General features: G+C 46.9%; 24 protein-coding genes and 1 pseudogene. 12 read left to right on the plus strand and 13 right to left on the minus strand.

All coding sequences use genetic code 11. The annotated features are described in order from the left end of the window. The first annotated feature begins 135 nt into the window (after nt 1-135). Complete coding sequence (locus MKZ04_RS14385; protein WP_075212726.1) at nt 136-996, plus strand: Cof-type HAD-IIB family hydrolase; 861 nt, start codon at nt 136-138, stop codon at nt 994-996. Between the two features lie 38 nt (nt 997-1,034). On the opposite strand, the gene MKZ04_RS14390 is transcribed toward MKZ04_RS14385, so the two are convergent. From MKZ04_RS14390 to pgsB, 5 genes are all read right to left on the minus strand, one after another. Further along, complete coding sequence (locus MKZ04_RS14390) at nt 1,035-2,279, minus strand: C40 family peptidase (RefSeq protein ID WP_075212727.1); 1,245 nt, start codon at nt 2,277-2,279, stop codon at nt 1,035-1,037. 444 nt (nt 2,280-2,723) lie between these two features. Next, nucleotides 2,724-2,891 carry a hypothetical protein gene (locus MKZ04_RS14395; protein ID WP_096748356.1) on the minus strand — a complete coding sequence of 56 codons (168 nt, stop codon included), beginning with the start codon at nt 2,889-2,891 and terminating at the stop codon, nt 2,724-2,726. Then, the gene (locus tag MKZ04_RS14400) at nt 2,888-4,057 is read right to left on the minus strand and encodes a CapA family protein (RefSeq protein WP_023857158.1); all 1,170 of its coding nucleotides are present in this window, start codon (nt 4,055-4,057) and stop codon (nt 2,888-2,890) included. Before MKZ04_RS14400 ends, MKZ04_RS14395 begins: the two co-directional genes overlap by 4 nt. 19 nt (nt 4,058-4,076) lie before the next feature. Then, on the minus strand, nt 4,077-4,526 hold the full coding sequence (gene pgsC, locus MKZ04_RS14405; RefSeq protein ID WP_003185831.1) for a poly-gamma-glutamate biosynthesis protein PgsC: 450 nt from the start codon (nt 4,524-4,526) through the stop codon (nt 4,077-4,079). A gap of 15 nt (nt 4,527-4,541) precedes the next feature. Continuing rightward, on the minus strand, nt 4,542-5,723 hold the full coding sequence (pgsB, locus tag MKZ04_RS14410; protein WP_023857157.1) for a poly-gamma-glutamate synthase PgsB: 1,182 nt from the start codon (nt 5,721-5,723) through the stop codon (nt 4,542-4,544). Nucleotides 5,724-6,542: 819 nt separating this feature from the next. On the opposite strand from pgsB, the gene MKZ04_RS14415 reads away from it, so the two are divergent. Genes MKZ04_RS14415 through rbsB form a run of 6 tightly spaced genes read left to right on the plus strand, consistent with a single transcriptional unit; the run spans nt 6,543 to nt 12,210 of the window. Then, complete coding sequence (locus MKZ04_RS14415; RefSeq protein ID WP_023857156.1) at nt 6,543-7,523, plus strand: LacI family DNA-binding transcriptional regulator; 981 nt, start codon at nt 6,543-6,545, stop codon at nt 7,521-7,523. Nucleotides 7,524-7,525: 2 nt separating this feature from the next. Next, the gene (rbsK, locus tag MKZ04_RS14420) at nt 7,526-8,407 is read left to right on the plus strand and encodes a ribokinase (RefSeq protein ID WP_179289514.1); all 882 of its coding nucleotides are present in this window, start codon (nt 7,526-7,528) and stop codon (nt 8,405-8,407) included. Then, nucleotides 8,404-8,799, plus strand: coding sequence for a D-ribose pyranase (gene rbsD / locus MKZ04_RS14425; protein WP_023857154.1), 396 nt, complete (start codon nt 8,404-8,406; stop codon nt 8,797-8,799). Before rbsK ends, rbsD begins: the two co-directional genes overlap by 4 nt. Nucleotides 8,800-8,836: 37 nt before the next feature. Further along, nucleotides 8,837-10,318, plus strand: coding sequence for a sugar ABC transporter ATP-binding protein (locus MKZ04_RS14430; protein WP_080131519.1), 1,482 nt, complete (start codon nt 8,837-8,839; stop codon nt 10,316-10,318). Between the two features lies 1 nt (nt 10,319). Beyond that, nucleotides 10,320-11,282, plus strand: a complete 963-nt coding sequence (gene rbsC / locus MKZ04_RS14435) for a ribose ABC transporter permease RbsC (protein WP_020453175.1) — start codon at nt 10,320-10,322, stop codon at nt 11,280-11,282. 13 nt (nt 11,283-11,295) lie between these two features. Then, nucleotides 11,296-12,210, plus strand: coding sequence for a ribose ABC transporter substrate-binding protein RbsB (rbsB, locus tag MKZ04_RS14440; RefSeq protein ID WP_025810678.1), 915 nt, complete (start codon nt 11,296-11,298; stop codon nt 12,208-12,210). 8 nt (nt 12,211-12,218) lie between these two features. Here the strand turns inward: rbsB and MKZ04_RS14445 are convergent. Then, a pseudogene (locus MKZ04_RS14445) lies at nt 12,219-13,161 on the minus strand (LysR family transcriptional regulator). A gap of 110 nt (nt 13,162-13,271) precedes the next feature. On the opposite strand from MKZ04_RS14445, the gene MKZ04_RS14450 reads away from it, so the two are divergent. Continuing rightward, nucleotides 13,272-14,039 carry a class I SAM-dependent methyltransferase gene (locus MKZ04_RS14450; protein WP_033155066.1) on the plus strand — a complete coding sequence of 256 codons (768 nt, stop codon included), beginning with the start codon at nt 13,272-13,274 and terminating at the stop codon, nt 14,037-14,039. A gap of 82 nt (nt 14,040-14,121) precedes the next feature. Here the strand turns inward: MKZ04_RS14450 and MKZ04_RS14455 are convergent, their stop codons facing one another. The 3 genes from MKZ04_RS14455 to alsS form a co-directional block, all read right to left on the minus strand. Then, on the minus strand, nt 14,122-15,552 hold the full coding sequence (locus MKZ04_RS14455) for an IS1182 family transposase (protein ID WP_035338155.1): 1,431 nt from the start codon (nt 15,550-15,552) through the stop codon (nt 14,122-14,124). Nucleotides 15,553-15,675: 123 nt separating this feature from the next. Next, nucleotides 15,676-16,437 (minus strand): acetolactate decarboxylase, encoded by a 762-nt coding sequence (gene budA / locus MKZ04_RS14460; protein ID WP_023857150.1) that lies wholly within the window; start codon nt 16,435-16,437, stop codon nt 15,676-15,678. A gap of 52 nt (nt 16,438-16,489) precedes the next feature. Further along, on the minus strand, nt 16,490-18,208 hold the full coding sequence (alsS, locus tag MKZ04_RS14465; RefSeq protein ID WP_020453180.1) for an acetolactate synthase AlsS: 1,719 nt from the start codon (nt 18,206-18,208) through the stop codon (nt 16,490-16,492). 160 nt (nt 18,209-18,368) lie between these two features. Here alsS and alsR point away from each other — a divergent pair, with 160 nt between their 5' ends. Continuing rightward, nucleotides 18,369-19,247 (plus strand): acetoin biosynthesis transcriptional regulator AlsR, encoded by an 879-nt coding sequence (gene alsR / locus MKZ04_RS14470; protein WP_149169773.1) that lies wholly within the window; start codon nt 18,369-18,371, stop codon nt 19,245-19,247. A gap of 85 nt (nt 19,248-19,332) precedes the next feature. On the opposite strand, the gene ggt is transcribed toward alsR, so the two are convergent. Continuing rightward, the gene (gene ggt, locus MKZ04_RS14475; protein WP_149169772.1) at nt 19,333-20,910 is read right to left on the minus strand and encodes a gamma-glutamyltransferase; all 1,578 of its coding nucleotides are present in this window, start codon (nt 20,908-20,910) and stop codon (nt 19,333-19,335) included. 254 nt (nt 20,911-21,164) lie between these two features. On the opposite strand from ggt, the gene MKZ04_RS14480 reads away from it, so the two are divergent. From MKZ04_RS14480 to MKZ04_RS14490, 3 genes are read left to right on the plus strand one after another with little or no spacing between them, the layout of a single operon-like run. Then, nucleotides 21,165-21,623: an Lrp/AsnC family transcriptional regulator gene (locus MKZ04_RS14480; protein WP_206761243.1), complete on the plus strand. Its 459-nt coding sequence runs from the start codon at nt 21,165-21,167 to the stop codon at nt 21,621-21,623. Nucleotides 21,624-21,644: 21 nt separating this feature from the next. Next, nucleotides 21,645-22,229, plus strand: a complete 585-nt coding sequence (locus MKZ04_RS14485) for a chromate transporter (RefSeq protein WP_023857146.1) — start codon at nt 21,645-21,647, stop codon at nt 22,227-22,229. Further along, nucleotides 22,226-22,762, plus strand: a complete 537-nt coding sequence (locus tag MKZ04_RS14490; protein WP_096748359.1) for a chromate transporter — start codon at nt 22,226-22,228, stop codon at nt 22,760-22,762. Before MKZ04_RS14485 ends, MKZ04_RS14490 begins: the two co-directional genes overlap by 4 nt. A gap of 97 nt (nt 22,763-22,859) precedes the next feature. On the opposite strand, the gene MKZ04_RS14495 is transcribed toward MKZ04_RS14490, so the two are convergent. From MKZ04_RS14495 to MKZ04_RS14505, 3 genes are all read right to left on the minus strand, one after another. Further along, complete coding sequence (locus MKZ04_RS14495) at nt 22,860-23,612, minus strand: tyrosine-protein phosphatase (protein ID WP_020453186.1); 753 nt, start codon at nt 23,610-23,612, stop codon at nt 22,860-22,862. Nucleotides 23,613-23,638: 26 nt separating this feature from the next. Further along, a complete protein-coding gene (locus MKZ04_RS14500) occupies nt 23,639-24,361 on the minus strand; it encodes a YveK family protein (protein WP_096748360.1) in 723 nt (240 codons plus the stop codon). 225 nt (nt 24,362-24,586) lie between these two features. Continuing rightward, nucleotides 24,587-24,730, minus strand: a complete 144-nt coding sequence (locus MKZ04_RS14505; RefSeq protein WP_020453188.1) for a hypothetical protein — start codon at nt 24,728-24,730, stop codon at nt 24,587-24,589. Between the last annotated feature and the right edge of the window lie 54 nt (nt 24,731-24,784).

Below are 24,784 nucleotides of genomic sequence, written 5' to 3' on the forward strand. Positions count from 1 at the left end.
TTTACTATTGAAAAAATCTAAATTTAGGTTTAGCCTTTTACATAACATGTCCTTTTAGGGAATACTGCCGAAGAGAGCTGTTTTTCGCCTCCCGAAAAACGGCAAACTGCTCTTACAGGAGGTTATCTTTACATAATGAGGTTAATTGCGATCGATTTAGACGGGACTCTTTTAAATACCGAAAGCCAAATATCCGCAGAAAACCGGGCCGCTATCAAAAAGGCGCTCATCTCAGACTGCATCGTAACCATTTGCACGGGACGGGCCACATTTGACGTCAAAGCGCTTCTGAACGATTTGGATATTCCGATTATCGCCGCAAACGGGGGAACGGTTCACGATTTCAACTATAAACTCCTAAGCAGAACGTTAATGGACAAGGAAGCGGGAAAAAAGGCCGCCCAATACTTAACAGATCATCAAATCTATTTTGAGGTTTATACGGACGATGCGCTGCTTTCTCCTTATGACGGAGAGCAGAAGCTTGAAGCAGAGCTCGATATCGTCACAAGCGCCAACCCTGATGAAGACAGGGATACGCTTTGGCAGGGCGCACTGACTCAGTTTAAACAATTCGGCATCAAACCCGTCCCCGACATTCGCGAGGTTTTTAACGAAGACGAACATATTTATAAGCTGTTGTGCTTCTCATTTGATATGGAAAAACTGAAAAAAGCAAAAGAAGACCTTGCAGCCTTTCCAAAATTGGGACTCACATCTTCCGGAAGACATATCATCGAAATTCTGCCTGATGAATCCGGCAAAGGCCGCGCTTTAAAAGAACTGGCCCGCCACTATGGAATCGAGAAAAAAGACATCTACGCGATCGGCGACAGCCCGAACGACCTGTCAATGTTTGAGGAAGCCGGCCATCGGATCGCGATGGGCAATGCAATCGATGAGCTGAAGCATATCAGCACGTTTATCACGAAAAGCAATGACGAAAACGGCGTCGCTTACTTCATTAATAAACTGCTGGAAAATGAATATCAATAATTAGAAAACCGCTCGAAGATGACTCGAGCGGTTTTCTGCTACTTAATTCTGACGCTTCCGGCGTATTTCTCTTTCCAATAGGCGCTCGTCTCCATATCTGCTGTCGTCACACCGGCAGACAAGGTGACAAGAACGACCTGGCCATTTCCGATATAGATGGCGGGATTCAGAACAGTGGTTCCTTTAAAGAACACGATGTCTCCAGGCTCCAGCTCCTTTTTTGTGATTTTCTTACCTGTACTGTATTGTTTATCAGCGTACCGCGGAAGTTCCACTCCTGCCGCCGTTTTATAGACATATTGGATAAAACCCGCCGTATCAAAGCCTTCTTTAGGCGATGTGCCGCCTTTTTGATAACCGACTTCGCCGATATGCCTGATCGCTTCAGATACAATCGGATTTTTCGGCAGGGACATGTTGTCAAAACGTCTGACTCCTGTGAACTTCTTCTGCCAGTAGGAAGCCGACAAGTAAGAGATCGTCACTTTATTTGAACGGCTCGCATGGATAAACCGGCCGCCCCCGGCATAGATGGCGTTATGGGATATTCCCGGTTTGTACGTATTGCTGAAAAACAAAACATCACCCGGCCGGATATCTTCAAGCTTCACCTTTTGACCGACCGCCCATTGCTGTTCCGCCGATCTTGGCAAATAAACACCGAGCACCTCTCTGAAAACGTATTGGGTCAGTCCTGAACAGTCAAACCCGAGATCCGGAGAGTTTCCTCCAAATACATATGGAACACCGACATAGCTCTTCGCTTTTTGAACGACCGGGTCCATAGAAATCTTAGGCTCTTTTGTGATCCTTTTCGCTTTAAGATACCCCGAGCTCCAGTAAGAACTGCCTTCGAGCTTTGTCACGACAACTCCGTTTGATTTTGTGCTGTGGATGATTTGATCATTTCCCATGTAGATGGCGACATGAGTCGGTCCGTCCGATTCCAGCTCGGCATTCTTGAAAAAGACAAGATCCCCCTTTTCGAGCTGCTGACGGCTGACGCTGCTTCCAAGGGTCGATTGCTCCTTTACCGTTCTCGGGAGCGTAATATCGAGCGATTGAAACACATATTGTACAAAGCCTGACGAGTCAAACCCCGTTTTCGGCTTCTCTCCGCCGTAGCTGTATTTCGCACCCTCAAGATGTCTGGCGGTTTCTGCTATTTTCTCGCCGATCGTATCGGCGTATACGTCATTGTGATTCGTTAAAAATAAAGACATCAAAAACACCGCAATTCCACAAAACAAAACCAACTTTTTGTTTGCCGCTTTTTTTATCAATTGTTCTGTTCCTCCTCTTCTTTCCTCTTTCATCGTCATTCAATTGAGATATTTGAAGGACTTTTTTTGCGTGTACAGCAGCGTCATACGAGAAGAAACGCGCAGCACAGCATGATCAGCTTTTTCACCTAAGCGCGGATTAAATGGATGAAGGGAAATATTCTAAAGAGGTCATGAACATGAGTTGCAGTTCCCATTCCGAATTGGTCAGGTGATGCATGTTTGAAGCTTAGTCGAAATTTGTCAGTTTTTATTCCCTTCAAAAGAATACAATAAACACGAACCCCAAAACCATGTATATATTCTCCTGATTTTCTATAAAACTTTATACACTGACCGATTAAGAAAATTGTCGTGTTTCCCAGCCGCTTTTCACAGGTCTTTTATAACCGGAATCAGCACACGCAAAAAGAGAGTGCCGGCGGCACTCTCTTTTCTGCACTGTTATTGTTGGTTTTCCGTTGTTTGATCCTGCTGATTCACTTTTTGGATTTCCGTTGAGATTTTAGCTTTTTCATCGTTTGACAATTCATCAGAATACTTGAAAGCAGACATGAATGCAATGATCAACACTAAACCTACGAACGGCCAAATGGCTCTGGCAAATTTCATTTGTTCACCACTCCGTTTTTGTTATTTTTCAGTTTGTCCGCATGATCGACTTCAAACGTCAATTTTCCGTTCTCTTCTTTCCAGTCAAGGTTTGTTCCTTTTGTCAATTGACGGAAGATCGCTTTTCGTTTTAAGAAATCGCTTTTGCCTAAAGGCGTCGGCGTTGCTTCACGAATGTTGAGAGGTGTTACCTCAAAGCGCCCTTTGCCGTCATTCATTAAATGGTATTGTACAAGCGCGCTGTCCCGTGTTCTTGACCAGCCCTGATCAAACACAAAGTTACCGAGGCTGTAGAAAATCACAGTACCGTTATACACTTCAATCGGTTCGAGAACATGGGGGTGAGCGCCGATGATGACATCTGCTCCGGCATCCGCAATCGCTTTGGCCAGATCCTTCTGTCTGTCGTTCGGTTCATTGTCATATTCTTGTCCCCAGTGCACATGAACAAGGACAAGATCCGCCTTTTTGGATGCTTCCGCGATCATTGGAATAAAGATTTTCGGGCTGAGCGGCAGCACTCCGCCTCTGTTCTTTTTGGCTGTAAAGTTCTTCGTGTAGACGTCTGTAAAACCGAGCGTTGCGATTTTAACACCGTTCACATCCTGATAGGATACGTGCTGTTTCGCGTCTTTGAGATTATTCCCTGCTCCGACAAGCTCCAAGTCCTCATTTGAGAATTTATTCAGTGTATCCTTCAAACCGTCTTCCCCGTAGTCCATCGCATGGTTGTTGGCAAAGTTCAGTACGCTGAAGTTCAGCTTTTTCAATGTTTCGACTGATTCTTGATTCGTTTGCAGATGGATGTTCTTTTCTGCCTCTTGATAGTCCTTTGCATTGGTTACAGGGTTTTCAAAGTTTCCTGTGATAAAATCTGACACATTAAAGTATGGCTTCACATTTTTGAAGACACTTTCCGAACCGTGCAAGTTTGTCACTTTTTCTACGTTTCTTCCCATCATGATATCGCCCACAAAAGTAGCTGTAAGCTTGGCATCTTCTTTTTTGTCCATTTGCGAAGGAGTTTTGGCGCTTCCGACCCAAGTAAAGACAAACATTAAACAGAAAATAACGGGCAATACGATAAAGACGTGCTTGTTTGTTTTCTTTTTCTCCTGCTTCGTCAGCTTCAGCAGTTTTTCCTGAAAGTTCAGTTGTTTTTTCATCGATTTGACACACCTAACTTTAGATTAGATAGTAAGCATACATAATGACGAATGTTGCTCCGCTCAATAAAAGCGTACTTCCAAGCGTAATCGTTAATCCCTGTCTTTGAATGGTATTCGCGATCAGCCCCGGCACAATAATTCCGATTCCCCTGAATTCGGCAATCTCAAACGGCATCACCGGATATATAAAATCAAAACCGATTTTCAAAAGAATTCCCGTTATCAACATCGCTGCGAATTTTCTGCGTCCGTATAGAATCATAATTTTGGAAAGTCCGAATTTCACGATGACATACGTCAGCAAACTGACAAAAAGAACGAGTAACATGAAAATCGGCTGATTGAACACAAGTCCCAAATAACCCGGTACGACGAGGCCGGCTGGTACAATTCCCGTTTTCTCTGCAAAAATCAAACTGAGTAAGACTCCTAAAATGAGGGCGATATATAAATCTGATCCAAACATTGTGTTTTCTTCCTCCTAGCTAACGAGCTGCTTAATCTTGTAATCTTGTATTTTTTCAATGAGAGGCTCCGCTGCTCCGTGGATATTTCCGACTCCGTAAATGACGCGGCCCTCAAGCTTGTTTTTCAGCATGAACATGATTTCTTCCGTTGATTTGTGCTCAAAATCAAACAGCTTGTCCGCAGGAATTTTGCCTGCTTCATATGCTTTGACGATCGGCTCTGTTGTTTCTCCAATCAGCACAAGTTCACTTGCTTCAATATAAGGAAGGACATCATCCGCAAACTGCTGTGTTCTGTCTACCCTGTCGGCGCGGCAGTTCATAATGACGATCGGCTGATCCGTAGGATAGCCTATTTCTTTTACACGCTTCCATATGTTTAAAGTGGAAGCTGCGTCATTGGCCGCAAAACCGTTGACGAAATGTCCGGGATTTTTGGCGTTCATCAGCGGCAGAATTCTCATGGCTCCCGGATCAGGCGGCGCATTCAGCATGCCTTTAAAAGCGGTTTCTTCGTCAATGCCCAACGCTTGAGCCACACCGAGCGCAAGAGACGCATTATCAGGGAATACCATGTACTCAAACTGTCTGAGGTATTCATCTGTTATTTTAGAATTGTCTGCGACGATGACTTTTGTATTCCTTTCTTTTGCAATCTGCTTAAAGAAATCGGTATACTCACTATCAGTGATAACTAAATGTCCATTATAAGGAATGGTTGCTGTAAAAGCTTCTGCAATTTCATCCAAAGTCGGTCCCATCACATCCATGTGATCTTCCAGCACGTTCACGATCACGCCGATATTAGCCTGAAGCAATTCTTCCTGAAAGATGATTTGGTAATCAGGGTTAACGGCCATACACTCACTGACAATCGCATTGGCCCCTCTTTCCACCGTTTCTTTCATAACCTCTTTCTGTTCTCCGATATTCGGACCTTGAGGTTTCCTTTTGATCGGTTTCTCTTCCGGTGTGTCCCAATAAATCATCCTTGCGTCTGTCCCGGTTGTTTTTCCTACTGTTTTGTAGCCTGCCTCGATTAATATCCCTGTTGTTAATCTTGTCACCGTGGACTTTCCGCGTATCCCGTTGATGTTCACTCGGACAGGCAGCGCATCGATGTTTTGCTGGTGGCGCCTTTTTTCATAAATGCCGATCCCAACAACGATCACACAGGCTAATAGCATTACCCACATTGTTTGTCTACATCTCCTTCTTGGAATCTGATATGTAAATTCATTCATCAGTATATAGGTTCACTATGAAATCACAATCGGCATTATGTAACAGAAGACGACGAAATTTTCCGTGACAAAGATCACCTCGTCCGAGTCAATAATGCCTATCTTTTTATTGATATTTTTGGCAATCGAAAGTTCTTAATTCCTATCAGTTTTTTGTCAGCGTTTTAAGTATGCGCTTTCAAAATTCGACATTATGATTTTTGTACTTTTCTCCCTATTTCTGATGAAAGATTGAAGGATGAATTCAGGGTCTCTTTTTCCCCCGGATGAAATCCCCTAGAAACGGGCTGTCAAACGGGATATCCCTTTTATTTTTGTATTTTCGCTCTTTTCCAACAGGTTAAAAAGTCACCAATGTGCCCTCTTCAAAACAAATACGTCCTATGACAATCAGATTACCTATTAAAAAATGAAAATCTTTATTAGCATAAAGCGGGATTCATTAACAAATCCAAATTTTTTGTGAGCCGTTCGATTCACCTTGTTTCTTCAGATTTTAGGTTAAAATCCTAAGATTTAAAAAGCCATTAATTTTTTTCAACGATAATTCATCAAACTTTAACATTTTTAATTTTTCTTACTATTCTCATTGTTACTGTATTCGCCAATTTATGCCGAATGAATGTTATTTTCTATTCAACACAACTGTATATGTCTCTATATCCCAACCCGGCTAAAAATTTCAGTGCCGGACCTTTTTTTATTGAGATTTTAAAAGGATCATGATAATCTTTATGTAAACGGTTACACAAATAGAAAGGAGAAGTCTTTTTGGCTACGATTAAAGACGTCGCACTTGCTGCAAAAGTATCTGTCGCTACGGTTTCCCGGGTATTAAATGAGACGGGATACGTCCATGAAGACACGAGGACACGCGTGTTAAAAGCGATGGAAGAACTGAATTACCACCCGAATGAAGTAGCCAGGTCTCTCTATAAAAGGGAGTCCAGACTGATCGGACTGCTCCTGCCGGATATCACAAACCCGTTCTTTCCTCAGCTTGCGCGCGGCGTTGAAGATGAAATCCACCGCCTCGGCTTTCGGCTCATCTTCGGAAACAGCGATGAAAATTTGGAAAAAGAGCTTGATTATTTGCAGACGTTTAAACAAAATCATGTGGTCGGAGTCATTTCAGCGACCAATTATCCGGATGCGCCAAATTATCAAGACTTGTCCATGCCGATCGTCTTCCTTGACCGGACGGGCGAGAATGCGCCGGCTGTATTCGCGGACAGCCGCGAAGGCGGCAGAATCGCAGCGGCTGAAATGGTCAGGAGAAACGCGAAACGAATTACGCTGATTAAAGGACCGGCCCACCTTCAGACTGCAAGAGACCGTTTCAACGGAGCGCTGGAGATGCTAAGCGGGGCCGATATCGATTTTCATGTTATGAAAACCGAGACATTTTCATTTCCGGAAGCTCAAAAACGGGCAGCGGAGCTGTTTGCCACCTATCCGGAAACAGACGGCGTAATCGCAAGCAATGATATTGTGGCGACAGCCGTTTTGCATGAAGCCTTAAAACGGAAGATCAAAGTTCCCGACGAACTGCAGATTATCGGCTTTGATGACATTCCGCAAAGCGAATTGCTTTTCCCTTCTTTATCAACGATCAGGCAGCCCGCCTATGAAATGGGAAAAGAAGCGGCAAAACTGCTGCTGAAATTAATGAAAAATGAATATATTGAACAATCGGCAGTGCAGATGCCGGTTGCCTTTATTGAAAGACAAACGACAAGAAAGGCGGAATGACAATGAGTAAAATATGCGTGATTGGCAGCTCTTCGATGGATTTAGTCGTGACATCGCCCAAGCGGCCGGCTGCCGGAGAAACGGTGCTTGGCGAATCTTTTAAAACGGTTCCGGGCGGAAAGGGCGCCAACCAGGCAGTCGCTGCGGCCCGGCTTGGTGCAGAGGTCCATATGATCGGCTGCGTCGGCGATGATCATTACGGAAAAGCCATCCTCGACAATTTTCAAGCGAACGGTGTTTTGACAGACTATGTGGAACCGGTTACAGGTCAGGAAAGCGGCACCGCACATATCGTTCTCGCAGACGGCGACAACAGTATTATCGTCGTCAAAGGGGCAAATGACCATGTCACACCTGAATACGTTCAAAAAGCGCTGCCTGCGATTAAACAGGCAGACATCGTTCTGATTCAGCAGGAGATTCCGGAAGAAACCGTCGATTATGTCAGCGGACTGTGCAGCTCACTCGGCATTCCTCTCCTGCTGAATCCGGCACCAGCCCGTCCGCTTTGCCCGGAAACGGTCGAACATGCGGCCTACATCACACCAAACGAGCATGAAGCTTCGGTACTGTTTCAGGGCATGTCCCGGGATGAAGCGTTAAAGCGCTATCCGGAGAAGCTGTTCATCACAGAAGGAAAAAACGGGGTCCGCTATCACAATGGTCTGGAAGAAAGGGTCGTTCCTTCATTCCCTGTCAATGCGATTGATACGACGGGAGCCGGAGACACCTTCAATGCGGGGTTGGCCGTTGCGCTTTCCGAAGGACAAAGCATCGAATCTGCCTTGCGCTTTGCGAACCGGGCGGCTTCCCTCTCGGTTTTGAAATTCGGCGCGCAAGGCGGCATGCCGAAACGCGATGAAGTGGAGCGTGAATTGTCATGAAAAAACACGGGATTTTAAACAGCCATATCGCAAAATTACTGGCCGATCTCGGGCATACCGACACCGTCGTCATCGCGGATGCCGGCCTGCCCGTTCCTCCCGGCGTCCCCAAAATCGATCTTGCACTGACATTGGGTACGCCCGGATTTCAAGAGGTCACAAAGCTCATCGCTGATGAAATGGCCGTCGAAAAAGTGACGGCAGCCGAAGAAATAGAAAGCGTCAATCCTGATCAAGCCGCGTTTTTAAAAGCGGAATTTTCAAACCAAAAAATTGACTATATTCCCCACGAAGCATTCAAAAAAGCGACGAGCCATGCAAAAGCGGTCATTCGCACAGGGGAAGCAACACCTTATGCAAATTGCATCTTGCACGCGGGAGTGATCTTTTAGATGTTTACATTCTACATCTGGAAAGAAGGGATAGCCCATGCATATTAAAATGAAGGACATTTATAAAGCTTTTGGCCAAAACCAGGTGCTGTCCGGCGTTACTTTCGAACTTCAGGAAGGTGAAGTCCACGCTTTAATGGGAGAAAACGGCGCCGGAAAGTCGACACTCATGAATCTGTTGACTGGACTTCACAGGCTGGACAGCGGAACGATCGAGATCGACGGAAAAGAAATGTATTTTTCAGATCCAAAAAAAGCCGAACAGAACGGCATCGCCTTTATCCATCAGGAGCTGAACATTTGGCCTGAAATGACCGTTTTGGAAAATTTGTTTATCGGCAGAGAGCTTTCTTCCAAACTTGGATTTTTAAATAACAAGAAAATGAAAGCGCTAGCAAAAGAGCAGCTTGAAAGACTTGGGGTCTCGATTTCTCTTGAAAAAGAAGCCGGAGACTGTTCTGTCGGACAGCAGCAAATGATCGAAATCGCAAAAGCCCTTATGACAGACGCGAAAGTGATCATCATGGATGAACCGACGGCAGCGTTGACAGAAAGAGAAATTGAAAAACTGTTCGGCGTCATTAGAGCATTAAAGAAAAACGGCGTCTCCATCGTCTATATATCCCACCGCATGGAAGAAATCTTCACGATTTGCGACCGGATCACGGTGATGCGCGACGGAAAAACAGTCGACACGAAACGGATTCCCGACACCGACTTTCATGAAGTGGTGAAAAAGATGGTCGGACGGGAGCTGACCGAACGCTATCCTGAAAGACAGCCAAATCCGGGACGCGTCGTTCTCGAAGTCAAGCAGGCATCCAAAAAAGGCGTCTTCCAAAATATCAGCTTTACCGTCCGCTCCGGTGAAATCGTCGGGATTTCAGGACTGATGGGTGCCGGGCGCACCGAGCTGATGAGGGCGGTTTTCGGGCTCGATCCGCTTGATTCGGGAGACATTTTCATCGAAGGCAAAAAAGCGACGCTCAAAAAACCGAGCGACGCCGTTCAAAAAGGAATCGGTTTTATTACTGAGAACCGCAAGGATGAAGGACTTGTGCTCGAAACGTCCATCAGGGAAAATATCGCCCTTCCGAATCTCGCCAGCTTTTCACCGAAAGGATGGATCGACAAAAAAAGCGAGCAGGAATTTGTCGACCTTCTGATCAAGCGGCTGACGATCAAAACGGAATCGCCGGAAACCCACGCGCGAAACCTTTCAGGAGGGAACCAGCAAAAAGTGGTCATCGCCAAATGGATCGGAATCGGTCCTAAAGTGCTGATTTTGGATGAGCCGACGCGAGGCGTCGATGTCGGCGCGAAAAGGGAGATTTATCAGCTGATGAACGAGCTGACAGACCGCGGCGTCGCGATCGTCATGGTCTCTTCAGAGCTGCCCGAGATTCTCGGGATGAGCGACCGCGTCCTTGTGATCCATGAAGGAACGCTAAGCGGTGAGCTATCAAGAAATGATGCCACGCAAGAACGAATTATGACACTCGCTACAGGAGGGCGGTAACATGAAAACTCAACCGGCTGTAAAAAAAAGCCTTAATGTCGATTCTGTAATGCAAAAGCTCGGTCCGTTTCTCGGCCTGATTATTCTCGTCGTCATCGTATCAGTATTAAACCCGAGCTTTTTAGAACCGTTAAATATTTTAAACTTGTTAAGACAAGTCGCTATTAATGCGCTGATCGCGTTCGGCATGACCTTTGTCATTTTGACCGGCGGCATCGACCTTTCCGTCGGAGCGATTTTGGCGCTGTCGAGCGCATTGATCGCCGGCATGATCGCCGGCGGCATCGATCCTGTTTTTGCCGTCATCATCGGCTGCCTGATCGGAGCCCTGCTCGGCTTGGTCAACGGGCTGTTAATCACGAAGGGCAAAATGGCCCCGTTCATCGCAACACTTGCGACAATGACGATTTTCCGCGGATTGACGATGGTTTACACAGACGGCAATCCGATTACAGGGCTCGGCAATCACTACGGCTTCCAGCTTTTCGGACGCGGCTACTTTTTAGGCATCCCCGTCCCTGCGATAACTATGGCGGCCGCCTTTATCATCCTCTGGGTGATCCTTCACAAAACACCTTTCGGCCGCCGCACGTATGCAATCGGCGGAAATGAAAAAGCGGCCCTGATCTCGGGCATTAAAGTTCCGCGCGTCAAAATGATGATTTATTCTCTTGCCGGCCTATTATCCGCGTTGGCTGGAGCCATCTTGACGTCACGGCTAAACTCAGCCCAGCCGACGGCAGGCACTTCCTATGAACTCGACGCCATTGCCGCGGTTGTATTAGGCGGTACAAGCCTTGCCGGAGGAAGAGGACGAATTGCCGGCACACTCATCGGCGTTCTGATCATCGGAACGTTGAACAACGGCTTGAACCTGCTTGGCGTCTCTTCCTTTTTCCAAATGGTCGTCAAAGGTGTCGTCATTTTGATCGCAGTCCTGCTGGACCGCAAGAAATCCGCTTAAGGAGGGCATACTGATGAAAAAAACATTAACGGTTTTCACCGCATTGGCGCTTCTGTTTCTGTCCGCCTGCTCGCTGGAGCCGCCGGAATGGGCAAAGCCAAATAAAGAAAAAGGAACGGATATCAAAATCGGTTTATCTGTCTCGACTTTGAAAAACCCGTTTTTCGTTTCATTAAAAAACGGAGTTGTCAAAGAAGCCAAAAAACAAGGGATTGAAGTGATTGTCGTCGATGCACAGGATGATTCAGCAAAGCAGACGAATGATGTCGAAGATCTTCTGCAGCAAGGCGTTGACGCTTTATTGATCAATCCGGCCGACTCCTCCGCCATCTCAACGGCAGTCCAATCGGCCAATTCGCTTGGCATCCCGGTCGTCACCCTTGACCGCTCCGCCGAAAACGGAAAAGTAGAAACGCTCGTCGCTTCAGATAACGTAAAAGGCGGGCAAATGGCAGCAGACTTTATCGTACAGCAACTCGGCAAAGGCGCAAAAGTGGCTGAACTTGAAGGCGTCCCCGGCGCATCGGCAACAAGGGAACGGGGCTCAGGGTTTCATAAGACCGCTGACGACAAGCTGAATGTGATCGCCAAGCAAACAGCCGACTTTGACCGGACAAAAGGGTTGAACGTCATGGAGAACCTTCTTCAAGGAAATCCTGATATTCAAGCGGTTTTCGCCCATAATGACGAAATGGCGCTCGGCGCGATTGAAGCGATCAGAAGCTCAGGGAAAGAGATTCTTGTCGTCGGCTTCGACGGCAATGAAGATGCGGTTAAGGCGGTTAAGGCCGGAGACATGTCGGCCACGATTGCCCAGCAGCCTGAATTGATCGGCAAGCTCGCCGTACAAGCGGCCCGCGATATTTTGAACGGTAAAAAAGTTGAAAAAACGATACCCGCACCGCTCAAACTGGAAACGAAAAAGTAACGACAAAATCAGACCTCTTCATACATGGAGGTCTGTTTTTTTTTGGCCATCTCCATAAACGCTTTTGCCGCCCGGCTCAAATAGCATGTTTCCGAATAAGCAAACACAAGCGTCCGGGACGGATCGGATTGTAAAGGAACATAGACGATTCTGTCAGACTCTTTTCGCATGACCATCCGGGGCACGACCGTGACCCCCATTCCGTGTTCAACGAGAGATTGGGCGGTTTCAATGCTGCTTGTTTTGAAGGTCACTTTCGGTTGAAACCCTTCCTCCGCACATAAATCGAGTACCATTCTACGGAAGCCGTAGCCTTCTTTTAATAAAATAAACGGCACATCAATCGACAGTTTTCAAAGCAAGAGGGGAATTTTCGGGATTCGACCGGACCGAATCGATGAGCTTCCGCAATTGGCCGGTCATCCAGCTCTCCCTTTCATTTGGAATCGCCAAAAAAAGCGGCTCGGTCAGTATCGGCCGGATCGCGAGCCTGTCATTTTCAATCGGCAAAGGGAGAATCGACAGATCCACCGCTCCGTTTTCCGTCATGTTTTCCAATGCCGCCGGCGAATCTTCTATCAGCTGAACCTGTACGTTCAGATGCTTTTTCAGAAAGGCTTTCAGGAGCGGCGGAAGAAGATATCCTCCCGTGACAGCGGGAACGCCGATCGATAATTCCGTCCCCATTTCCTCGAGCTGATCGCGCATTTCACACAGCAGTTCATCTCTTGACCGCAAAATATCCTGTGCTTTTCGGATGAAGCGCATCCCTTGAGGAGTCGGCGAGACCCCCTCTCTGTTTCTGTAAAACAGCGGAAAGCCAAGCTCGCTTTCCAGCTTTTTTATTTGCTGGCTCAGTGAAGGCTGAGCGATATGCAGGCTGGCAGCCGCCTTTGTAAAACTGCCTTTTTTGAAAATCTCTGCCGCGTATTCAAAAAGCCTCATATCCAATACCCGCACCCCCATAGTTTCCGCCTATCATTTTCATACATTTTATATCTTAGACTGATGGCTGTCGACTCCCCTAATATAAATACATAGCCGATAGGAGGATGATACAAATGAAAACTAGCGCGCAACGGCAATTTTCAAAAAACCCGGAGCAATATCGCGATGAGCCGCTGTTCTCATCGGGAAAAGATCTTGATGCCATGGTCAGCTGCCGAAATCTGACCGGTGGTGAAACCCTGCTTGATATCGGAACCGGAGCGGGACATACGGCCATTGCCTTTTCGCCTTTTGTCAAACATTGCACAGGAATCGATATTACAGAAAAAATGGTTCAAACCGCCGCTCAATTTGCCGAACAGAAAAATGCTGAAAATGTGGTTTTTCTTCAAGGCGATGCAGCACAATTGGATTTTGCAAGCGAGTCTTTTGATATTGTCACATGCCGGTATGCAGCCCACCATTTTCCGGAGATCAGCCGGTCCATCCAGGAAATAGCGCGCGTCTTGAAAAAAGGCGGCTCCTTTCTCCTCATCGATCATTGTGCGCCGGAGGACGAAGCTTTAGACCGATTTATAAATCGGCTCAATCAATTGAGAGACCCGTCACACGTAAGGGAATATTCAGAGAACGAATGGCAGAAGCTGTTTGAAGAGAACGGACTCGATTTTGCCGTCCTGGAGAGATGGAATCTTCCGATCGATTACGAGAGCTGGCTTCGAAGAGGCGCCGTGCCTGAACAAAGAAAGGCAGCCATCCATGCCCATTTGTCAGAACCGTCCCAGTCTTGCCGTGACATGTTTAACATCGTCCACGATGAAAACGGGCATCCGGTGTCTTTTTGTCTGAAAGCGGTTTTGATTGCCGGAATGAAAGCATAAGCTAAACGGCCCGCCGGATTCCGGACTTTTTCGCAACCGAATTTTTAAAGAAGAAAAAGCCCCCTTTTTAAAGAGGGGGCTTTCAGACCGTTGACAAAATAGGTCGGATTTTTATAATCCGACCTATTTTTGTCCAATTTATTCTGTTTTTTCGATGAGAATGCTGGCGAATTGGACTTTTCCAAGTCCAATTCGCCAGCTTTTTGAGATTCATGGCAGCGAAAACAAGCATCGCCTGCATGGACAATTTTTTCTTTCCCCGCAGGGTTGTCCAGCGCAGGCCATGCTTGTGTTTTAAATCCGCAAAAACTCGTTCGATCGTTTCTTTGCGTTTGGCGTAGATTCGCCTATTCTCATCCGTGTGGCGAAGATGGTCGGCTTCATCCAAATGATCCTGCCAGAGATGCCTGTGAATCATCTTTCGATGATTTCGACTTTCCGTACATTGCTTCAGAAAAGAACAGTGTTCACATCGGTTTGGATCTGATGCATAAATCCGATAGCCTTCACGGTTGGTTGTGCGATATGTCAGAACGTGATCGTCAGGGCAAATATAAGCATCGTAATATTCATCGTATACATATTCATGTTTTCTCATGAACCCTTTTTTAGTTTGTGGTCGAGTGTAAGGCATGACGGGACGGACATTTTGATCACTTAGAAACTTTGCGATAAACGGCGTTTTATATCCGGCATCAACTGCGACTGTATGAGGCTTAGCGACGTGCTCTTTCACCTGTTGAAACAGGGTCGTGAACACTTGGCTGTCATGAATATTGGCAGGCTCAACAACCGCCCCCAGCACAAATCCATTCCGGTCACAAGCTGTATGAAAACCATAAGCAAAAAGACGTTCCCGTTCACCTTTTACAAAATAACCGCTCTCAGGATCTGTCGTACTTTCTTTTATTTCCCGTTCTTCTGAGCATTGCCTGGGCTTTAAGGGCTTTTTGCCGTTGGCTTCGCGATCGGCATTAATTTCTCGATCTAATTGTTCCTGATAAGCTCTTGTTTCTTTTCTCACAATCTTCTTCACAAACTTTTTCTTATTCGCATTGGCTTTGACATGGGTTCCATCGATAAAGGCGACCGACGGGTCGACAAGACCGAGATCCATGGCCTGACGCAAGATTTTATAGAAGATTGTTTCAAATAGGTCCGTATCATGAAAACGGCGCTCATAGTTTTTACTGAAGGTTGAAAAATGAGGGATTTTTTCAGAAAATCCATATCCAATAAACCAGCGATAAGCGACATCGGTTTCGATCCGTTTAATGGTTTCGCGCATCGAGCGGTGGCCAAACACGTACTGAATCAGAACCATTTTGATCAATACAACGGGATCAATGCTTGGGCGCCCTTTTGAAGAATAAAGGGGAGCAACTTTTTCATAAATAAAAGAAAAGTCCATGGCTTCTTCTATTTTCCTGACCAGATGGTCTTCCGGGACAAGTTCACTTAAGGCAAAGACTTCAAGCTGTTCGCGCTGATCTTTAGAGTGCTTAGACAACATGGAAAAACCTCCAAAAACTAGATTTCACTCACATTTTAACAAAAAAAGCTTGTCGATCAAGCCACTTTTTGTGGCTTTGTCGACAAGCTGAAAGCCCCCTTTTTAAAGAGGGGGCTTTTTCATTTACTCGGGATTGCCTTCGGCCGCTTCAATTCCGGCTGCAAGATCATGTTTATTGAGATCCGCTTTAAAGAAATCTTGCGTATTCGGCAATCTGAGATTCATATTAAGTTTTTGAGAAATTTGTACCGTGCATTCTTCGATTTCATAATCGAAAACGTGTCCGCCGACATTGCGGTCTTCATCAATAAAGTGAAGATGGAAGCCGGAAACTGCGATTCCGTTGGCATATTGCGGCGTCCAAAAGCCGACGATCGTCCCTTTAATATCATTAAAATCAAAGATTGGCTGCGATTTTACCGCATCGACCATCGGCACGTACGGTTTTTCCTGCAGTTCAACCGTTCTCGTTTTGACTTTCTTAAAGATTCCGTCCATGCGGATCGCGTAAAACAGGTTTTCACTCGGCATGATCCGTTTCATTTCTTCCTCGAACGCCTTAAGCGGCATCCGCTGCTTGATTTCGTGATAAATATCTGGCCGGAAGAAAGCGAGCGAGCAAAACGGAGAACAATCGCTTCCTTGAACAGGATAGGCTTTGCCATCGGAACGAAGACGGTAAAACTCACCGTCAAAACCGATCAGCTCACCGTCGAGCCGATTGAACGTTCCGATTCCGAAGTCTCCGTGATCCTTTGCTTCAGACATGTAAAAATCCCCGTCATAAATTCCGTCCAATAACGATATCATCGTTGAGACCTGAAAGACCTGGTCAAGGTTCTTGTCAACGGGCTGAACCACTTTTTGTTTGCTTGCACTTTTCATTTTCCTCGTTTCACTCCCTTGATTTTGTTTGTTATGACTGGACTTGCTGTGATCAAGATTGCTTAGAGGCTTGTTTACTAAAATGTTCCTCAAAGTTTTTTGGAAAACGCTGATCAGCCAAATGAACGTTGTCGCTGTAATCAACCGGAATATCAATGACAACCGGACCCTCTGCATCAAGACCAGCTTTAAGCACCTCTGCCAATTCGTCAGGCGAATTGACCCTTAAACCTTTTGCTCCAAAGCTTTCAGCATATTTTACAATATCGATTCCGCCGAAGTCGACTCCGGACGTCCGCTTGTATTTCATCTCCTGCTGGAACGCAACCATATCGTATGTGCTGTCATTCCAGACAATGTGAACGATCGGCGCTTTCAATCTGACCGCTGTCTCAAGCTCCATCGCGGAGAACAGGAAGCCTCCGTCCCCGGAAACAGACACGACTTTCTGTCCCGGATTGACCAGTGTTGCTGCGATCGCCCACGGCAAAGCAACGCCCAGCGTCTGCATGCCGTTTGAAGTCAGCAGTCCATACGGACGGTATGTGCGGAAATATCTCGACATCCAAATCGCATGGGAGCCGATGTCGCAAGTCACTGTTATGTCATCACTCAGCAAATCACGCAAATCGCGAACGATTTGCAACGGATGAACAAGATCCGTTTTTGTTTCTTTAGGGGGCTCGCTTTGCTCCTCCAGCGCTTTCTTCAAATAATCAAGCACAGGTGCAAATGATTCATCGATGGAAACCGGCAAAGAATCATGTTCAATATGGTTTAATGTCTCTGCGATATCACCGATCAGCTCAATTTCAGGCTGATAGTCATGATCGATATCGGCTTGTATTTCATCAAGATGAATCACACTGCGCTCGCCTTTTCCGTTCCAAAAGACGGGGTCGTATTCAATCGGATCATAGCCGACTGTCAAAACGAGATCCGCTTTTTCCAACAAAATATCTCCGGGCTGATTGCGGAATAATCCGATCCGGCCGAAGTACTGGTCTTCCAAATCGTGAGACAGCGTACCCGCTGCTTGGTATGTTTCAACGAACGGCAGTTTCACTTTTCTCAGCAGACGGCGGACCGCTTCAATCGCTTCAGGTCTTCCGCCTTTCATCCCTACAAGCACGACGGGAAGGTTCGCATTGTGTATTTTGGCGATAGCCGCGCTGATTAGTTCATCCGGAGCCGCGCCGAGCTTCGGCGCCGGCATGGTTTTCACCGGCTTGGCAGTTGCCGGACCGGCCGTAACGTCCTGCGGAAAGCTGAGAAACGCTGCCCCGGCCTGTCCGGAAGCTGCCGCTCTGAATGCATTGGTTACCGCCTCAGGGATGTTGTTCGCATCTTCCACTTCTGCGCTATATTTTGTAATCGGCTGAAACAACGCCGCATTATCCATCGATTGATGAGTTCTTTTGAGACGATCCGCTCTTTTTACAGCACCCGCCAGGGCAACAACCGGATCTCCTTCTGTATTGGCTGTTACAAGACCGGTCGCTAAATTAGACGCTCCCGGACCCGAAGTCACCAGGCAAACACCGGGCTTTCCAGTCAATCGTCCGACTGCCGCCGCCATAAATGCTGCATTCTGCTCGTGACGACAAACAATCAGTTCAGGCCCCTTGTCTTTCAATACGTCATACACCGCATCGATTTTCGCTCCCGGAATACCGAAAACATGAGTGACACCTTGCTGAATGAGACTATCCACCACAAGCTCTGCTCCTCTTACAGTAAGAGTTTCATTTTTAGCGGCTACATTTTTCAAAGCCCTCACTCCTCCATTTTCATTCGTTTACAATGAATTTTTAATAAAATTATTGTATTATTAAATATACATCTTGTGGAAATTGTTTTCCAATACTTCTTTGTCTTACAATTAATATGTAAAACGACTGAAATCGCATTCAGAAAGGAATGAGTGAATAATGGAGCTGCGCCATCTTCGTTATTTTATGGTTGTTGCCGAAGAACTGCATTTCGGAAAAGCAGCTCTTCGGCTGAACATGACTCAGCCTCCGCTCAGCCAGCAGATTAAACAGCTAGAAAGTGAAATAGGCGTCACCTTGCTGAAGAGGTCAAAAAGAGCCGTCAGGCTGACGGCGGCAGGCGGGGTCTTTTTAAAACAAATCAAGGAAGGACTTTCCCAGATTGATCAAGCCGTCGACATGGCTCAGCGGACGGCCCGCGGGGAGCTGGGCAGACTCGTGATCGGCTTTGTCGGCTCCGCCACATACGAGATCATGCCTCCCATCATCAGAGAATACCGAAACCGGTACCCGTCCGTCCAGATTGATCTTCGGGAGCTTTCAACCCCCAATCAGGTCAATGCACTGCTAAACGGACACATTGACATCGGAGTGCTGCATCCCCCGTTGGGAAACGACGAGCTAAAGTCATACACAGTGAAGAAAAGCCACTGTGTCCTTGCACTTCCAAAACACCACCCGCTGTCAGAAAAACACCGGGTACATTTGAAAGATCTTGAAGACGAATCGCTGATCGTCATTGCCAAAGAAGCGTGGCCCTCTTTATACACGGAATTTAATTTCTTGTGTGAAAAAGCCGGGTTTATCCCCAACATCGCCCAGGAAGCTACAGAATACCAAATGGTGATCGGCCTCGTGACAGCCGGAATGGGAATCGCCGTTGTGCCTACAGCGGCTAAACGATTATTTAACCTCGATGTTGTATACAAAGAAATCGAAGACTTTCCCCTTCGCGCAGAATGGATTACCGCACATCGAAAAGACAACCGCAATCCGGCGCTTAAGCATTTCATCGAAATCTCGGATCAATACTCATAGCCGGATAGAAAAAAACCCGCGGACAAATCCTCCTTGTTCACGGGTTTTTTTCTCATATTGACGTTTGCGCGTTTTGAAAACGGAGTTAACTACCGATTGCCGCTCCATCGCTTCTCGGATCGCTTCCTCCTCTCAGGAAACCTCGATCATCAATCTCGATGATGCCGGCATGACCCATCACACCGTCAAAGTCGCCGACAACGGTTACATGATGCCCATGCTTACGCAGTTTTTCAATCACTTCGGGCGCCACTCTGCTTTCTATTCTTACACCTTCCACCCGTTCTCCCCATGTTCTGCCCCACAGCCATCTCGGTTCATGAACGGCTGTTTGCGGATCCATCCCGTAATCTATCATTCTCGTGATAAGAGCCGTCTGTGTCTGCGGCTGTCCTTCTCCCCCCTGCGTTCCGTAAAGAAATTTCGGCTTGCCGCCTTTGAACGCCATGGCGGGCATCAGCGTATGAAAAGTTCTTTTTCCCGGCTCCAGTGTATTGACATGGTCAGGATCAAGCGAGAAAAACGACCCTCTGTTCTGCAAAATGACGCCGGTATCTCCAGCTGTCACACCTGAGCCGAATTCGAAATACAAACTTTGGATAAACGAAACAGCATTCCCGTCTTCATCTACTGCTGCAGCATAAGCCGTATCACTGCCGAGCGGCCGGCTCTCCGCCTGAAGAGCCGACAGTCCAATTTTTGCGGCCAGCTCCCGCGCATACCCTTTGTCAAGCAGGCGCCCCAGCGGTATTTGGGAAAATGCCGGGTCAGTCAATACTTTATTGCTGTCGGAAATACTTAATTTCAATGCTTCGATGAGCAGGTGATAATATTCGAAAGAACCGTGCTCGATCATGCCAAAGTCGTAGTTTTCCAAAATATTCAATGCCATAAGACCGGTAAATCCTTGTGAATTCGGAGGCATTTGATAGATCGCATATCCTCTGTATGTAGAGGAAAGCGGAGACACCCATTCCCCTTGATGCCGCTCGAAATCTTCCAGGGTCAAGATGCCTCCGTTGTTTTGCAGATAGGCTGCTGAAGCTTGGGCAATTTCCCCTTTATAAAAGGCGTCTCTTCCTTTCTCAGCGATCATCGCCAAAGTGCGCGCGAGCTCTTTTTGCACAAAGCGCTCACCTGGAGTGGGCGGGTTTCCTCCCGGAAGATAAATATCTGCAGTGATCGGCATACCGGAAAGCCACTCAGCGTTTTTCACCGTGTTTTGACATTGATCGGGCGAGACCGGGAAACCCTTTTCTGCATACATGATCGCCGGCTTCAGCACCTCCCGAAGCGATAAACGGCCGTATGCCGCCAGTATTTCGGCCCAGCTGTCCGCCATCCCCGGCACGGTAATCGCACTGCTCATGCCCCTGACCGGAATGGCACGCTCTCCTTTATACTGATTCCGGTCCGCTTTCCGCCCCGACCGCCCGCTGCCATTGTATCCTTTGATCTCACCACTTCCTTTGTGATACATCAGCCAAAAAGCATCCCCTCCGAGTCCTGTCATATGCGGATAGACAACAGCAAGGCACGCGCTTACTGCCACAGCCGCGTCAAACGCGTTTCCTCCCTTCTCCATGATGCTGTTCCCTGCAAGCGAAGCGAGATAATGAGGACTGACAACCATTTGTTTCGAACCGATCTTCAGTTTCTCCATAGCTCTCTTCCTTTCTTTCAAGCATCCATTTGTCTTTGAAGTATAGTGGCCCGTTTAAGGAGGCGCTACTTTCAGGGAAGAAAAACTAACAACCCTTTTTCAATAAGTATTAAAAAAACGTTAAAATGATTCATATCGAAATCCGTATTATGATACAATTTACAAAATGTTCATTTATAACGCGATTGACAAGCAATTTCGTATGATCATGACCAAACAGAAAGGAAGGGACATTTGTGAGCCTCGACTACCATATGCCAAATTTAATTCTTGATGAAACGGATAAAAAAATCCTTTCGATCTTGCATGAGGAAGGAAGAATCTCTTATACGGATTTAGGAAAGCGCGTGGGACTTTCAAGAGTTGCCGTACAAACGCGGATCAACAACTTGATTGAAGAAGGCATCATTGAAAAATTCACAGCCGTCATCAATCCAGTCAAAGTTGGAATTCATGTATCGGTGTTTTTCAATGTTGAAGTCGAACCCCAATATTTAGAGGCTGTTGCCGTTGCTTTAGAAAGAGAGCCCGCCGTGACAAGCCTCTATCATATGACAGGGCCGAGCAAACTGCATATGCACGGCATTTTCGCAAATGATCAGGAGATGGAGGAATTTTTGACGAAGCGCCTGTACCCTCTGAAAGGCGTCGTGAGTGTCGACTGCCAGATGCTGATTAAACGATATAAGAGCCGAATGGGAATGAAGCTTTAACTGAATAGGAGGAAACGCGAAATGAAGCACCCTTACCGGGAACTGATCATCGCAATGACAAGAACGGGGATATTGGGATTTGGCGGCGGACCGTCCGTTATCCCGCTGATCCGTCATGAAGCCGTTTCAAAGTTCAAATGGATCGATGATGATGAATTCGGGGAAATTTTGGCGATTGCCAATGCGCTGCCCGGACCGATCGCTACAAAAATGTCGGCATATTTAGGTCATAAAGTCAAAGGCGTTCCGGGCGCTGTCGTGGCTACAGCGGCCCATATCTTGCCGACGTGCGTTGCGATGGCCGCCTTGTTCGCAGCCGTTAATGTGCTCAGCCACTCCAAAATCGTAAGCGGCATGATCGGCGCTGTTACCCCTGTCATCGCCGTCATGCTCGGCATCATGGCTTACGAATTTGGGCAAAAAGCATTGAAAGGCTTCGGGTTGCTTGCCGGCGTGCTTTTCTTTATTCTTGCATTTTTGGGTCTTCAGGTGTTTTCCATCCATCCCGGCATCATTGTCATCCTGTTTTTAACGTATGGCGCGTTCCACTTTAAATTAAAAAGAAAAGCGGCCCGGGAAAAGGATAAGGGAGTGTCCGCTTCATGATCATCTTTTATTTATTTTGGGCTTTCTTTATTGCAAATTTATTGGGCTACGGGGGCGGTCCGGCTTCAATTCCGCTTAATTTTGAAGAAGTTGTTCAGCATTTTCACTGGCTGTCAAAAGAAGAATTTTCAAACATGCTTGCGCTCGCAAACGCGCTGCCGGGTCCAATCGCGACAAAAATCGCCGCTTATGTCGGCTACAGCGTGCTCGGATGGCCCGGTGTCTTCATTGCTCTTATCGCAACTGTGCTGCCTTCGGCCATCGTGCTCGTTTTGCTGCTCAAGCTGATCGGCCGCTACCGCCAGTCGCCGGTCGTCAAAGGAATGACTTTGGCGGTTCAGCCGGTTATCGCCGTGATGATGCTTATTTTGACATGGGAAATCGGCGGTGACGCGATCCGGTCGATCGGCATGGTTCAATCACTTGTCATCGCGCTGATCTCTTTGGCGGCCTTGACGAAGTTCCGCGTCCATCCGGCTTTCCTGATCGTGGCCGCCTTCGCTTACGGCGGGCTTGTCATTCCGCTGTTGTAGAGAGGGATGTCCGGTCGCTTTCAACGGATGATATAAAAAATCAGCGCCGCATAACCGGCGCTGATATTCTGGCTGACGGGCTTTTGTGAACAACCTTTCACAGCAGGCCCATCAGCTTTTTCTTTTTGACGGGACGGGGTGTTTCTTTATGAATCTCCCGGTTTTCCAGGAGAAGGCCCGCGTTTTTTGTAAACACGTATAAGAAATCGCGGCCGTAATCGCTTTCCACTGCATCAAAAAAGAAAGATCGGCTCGTGAGGTTGTGGGCGTCTGATGCGATAAAGTGGACGAGGTTCGCTTCAAGAAAGCGGCGGGCAAGCCGTTTCACGCTTCTGCCAAAGCGGCCTGTAAGACTTGAACATGTCAGCTGGGCGCACGCGCCGTTTTTGACGAGGCGGTACAGCAGATCAGGATTCTCCATCAATTCAAGGTTCCGCTCGGGGTGTGCGATAATCGGAATGTAACCATTTAACTGTAGATCGAACAACAGCTTTTCGGCATATCGCGGAACATGGTGGTAAGGAAGTTCAATCAGCAAATACTTTGTGCCGGCGAGGCTGAGCAGTCTGCCGCGCTCAAGATCACGCTTCAATTCGCCGTACAGGCGGATTTCCTGTCCGGGAGCAATAAGCACCGGGATGTTTTCCTTTTGCACCCGCGTCTTTAAACTCGAGACAGCTGCCAGAATGGCCTCTTTTTGGTGTTCGTATACACCGTTTCGGTGGTGAGGTGTGGCGATAATCGTATGAATCCCTTGACGGGCGGCTTGTTTAGCCATTTCTATACTGTCATACATACATGCTGCCCCATCATCAATGTCCGCTAGAATATGGCAATGAATATCGATCATAGGCGGCCTCCCCGTGTTTTCCCGTTTTAGATCGTATGGTCTTTACCGATAAAGCTTTCCAGCTTCCGGGCTTGTCCTTTTTTCGGTTTTACATACAGAATATTTCCCAACACGTGAACGTTCAGCTCTTTTTCGATGTCTTCTTCATTTCGAACGGTATTTTTCAAAAGCTCGAGTAAAAATGCAAGCCCTGCACCAAACAGCAGGCCGAATCCTGTAGAAACAGCGATGTTGAACTTCTTGTTCGGGCTGACGGGAGCAGGCGAATGTTCGGGGTTTGCTTTCGCAACAAGGCTGACTTCGGTATTTTCACCCATAATGCCGTCAATGTCCCTTTGGAATACGGCGACGACCGTGTTCACGATGTCCGCCGCCTTGGAATAATCCTTGTCAGTCGCGGAGATACTGACAATCTGTGATTCATTTTCGCTGATAACCGTAATTTTTTGCTTCAGGTCTTCAGCCGTTTCCGGCAGGTTTAGTTCGTCTTTAACCTTATTTAAGATGAGCGGGCTTTTCATAATGACGTTATAAGTGTTGATTAGCTCAAGGTTGGTCTGAATATCGGTGAAGTTCGACGTTTGACGGCCGTTGATGAGGATTTGGGCGGATGCCTGGTAGACGGGTGTGAGCCAATAAAAGTTGACGGCAGCGCTGGACAGAGCGGCCGCAATGGTGATCAGTGCGATCAGAACGAATCTTTTTTTCAAAACGATGAACACATCTTTAAAGCCGATATGATCTCTCATAAAAGCCTCCCTCTAGGATTCGCGTATTTATTTAAATTTTCAGCAAATTAAACACCTCCCTTTGATTATACATGGTTCTTTCGTTTCCGAAAGAAATGAATCCTGACAAATAACGGGAGATACCGGGGAAATCGCGTCTTTATATGGTATTAAATATCGACTTTTGCAGGACCTGCGCGCTTTTTGCTGAACGAAAAAGTGTGCAAACCGAAGTTTGCACACCTTTTACGTCGTATATCCATTTTTGATATGAAGAATGAGATCTTCAAGAAGTTCTTTCGTCGTTATGTCTTTTGATTTTTCACCAATGTCATACGCATGCATAAGAATTCTCAAAAATTCTTCCTGATTCAATTCCTTGTCATCCATATCCTTTTCCTTTCAGATTCCATAAATTAAAACATTTCTGATTATATTTCAAAT

This window comes from Bacillus sp. FSL W7-1354 (genome assembly GCF_038002405.1).
GTDB lineage: Bacteria > Bacillota > Bacilli > Bacillales > Bacillaceae > Bacillus > Bacillus paralicheniformis.

Coding starts and splice junctions, on each gene's coding strand:
- rbsK (WP_179289514.1), top strand. CDS start 7,526: ATGAGTAAAATATGCGTGATTGGCAGCTCTTCGATGGATTTAGTCGTG.
- MKZ04_RS14455 (WP_035338155.1), bottom strand. CDS start 15,552: ATGTTGTCTAAGCACTCTAAAGATCAGCGCGAACAGCTTGAAGTCTTT.
- MKZ04_RS14505 (WP_020453188.1), bottom strand. CDS start 24,730: ATGGATGACAAGGAATTGAATCAGGAAGAATTTTTGAGAATTCTTATG.
- rbsC (WP_020453175.1), top strand. CDS start 10,320: ATGAAAACTCAACCGGCTGTAAAAAAAAGCCTTAATGTCGATTCTGTA.
- alsR (WP_149169773.1), top strand. CDS start 18,369: ATGGAGCTGCGCCATCTTCGTTATTTTATGGTTGTTGCCGAAGAACTG.
- pgsB (WP_023857157.1), bottom strand. CDS start 5,723: ATGTGGGTAATGCTATTAGCCTGTGTGATCGTTGTTGGGATCGGCATT.
- MKZ04_RS14385 (WP_075212726.1), top strand. CDS start 136: ATGAGGTTAATTGCGATCGATTTAGACGGGACTCTTTTAAATACCGAA.
- rbsD (WP_023857154.1), top strand. CDS start 8,404: ATGAAAAAACACGGGATTTTAAACAGCCATATCGCAAAATTACTGGCC.
- MKZ04_RS14430 (WP_080131519.1), top strand. CDS start 8,837: ATGCATATTAAAATGAAGGACATTTATAAAGCTTTTGGCCAAAACCAG.
- MKZ04_RS14450 (WP_033155066.1), top strand. CDS start 13,272: ATGAAAACTAGCGCGCAACGGCAATTTTCAAAAAACCCGGAGCAATAT.
- rbsB (WP_025810678.1), top strand. CDS start 11,296: ATGAAAAAAACATTAACGGTTTTCACCGCATTGGCGCTTCTGTTTCTG.
- ggt (WP_149169772.1), bottom strand. CDS start 20,910: ATGGAGAAACTGAAGATCGGTTCGAAACAAATGGTTGTCAGTCCTCAT.
- budA (WP_023857150.1), bottom strand. CDS start 16,437: ATGAAAAGTGCAAGCAAACAAAAAGTGGTTCAGCCCGTTGACAAGAAC.
- MKZ04_RS14395 (WP_096748356.1), bottom strand. CDS start 2,891: ATGAAATTTGCCAGAGCCATTTGGCCGTTCGTAGGTTTAGTGTTGATC.
- MKZ04_RS14400 (WP_023857158.1), bottom strand. CDS start 4,057: ATGAAAAAACAACTGAACTTTCAGGAAAAACTGCTGAAGCTGACGAAG.
- MKZ04_RS14490 (WP_096748359.1), top strand. CDS start 22,226: ATGATCATCTTTTATTTATTTTGGGCTTTCTTTATTGCAAATTTATTG.
- MKZ04_RS14485 (WP_023857146.1), top strand. CDS start 21,645: ATGAAGCACCCTTACCGGGAACTGATCATCGCAATGACAAGAACGGGG.
- MKZ04_RS14495 (WP_020453186.1), bottom strand. CDS start 23,612: ATGATCGATATTCATTGCCATATTCTAGCGGACATTGATGATGGGGCA.
- pgsC (WP_003185831.1), bottom strand. CDS start 4,526: ATGTTTGGATCAGATTTATATATCGCCCTCATTTTAGGAGTCTTACTC.
- MKZ04_RS14500 (WP_096748360.1), bottom strand. CDS start 24,361: ATGAGAGATCATATCGGCTTTAAAGATGTGTTCATCGTTTTGAAAAAA.
- MKZ04_RS14480 (WP_206761243.1), top strand. CDS start 21,165: ATGCCAAATTTAATTCTTGATGAAACGGATAAAAAAATCCTTTCGATC.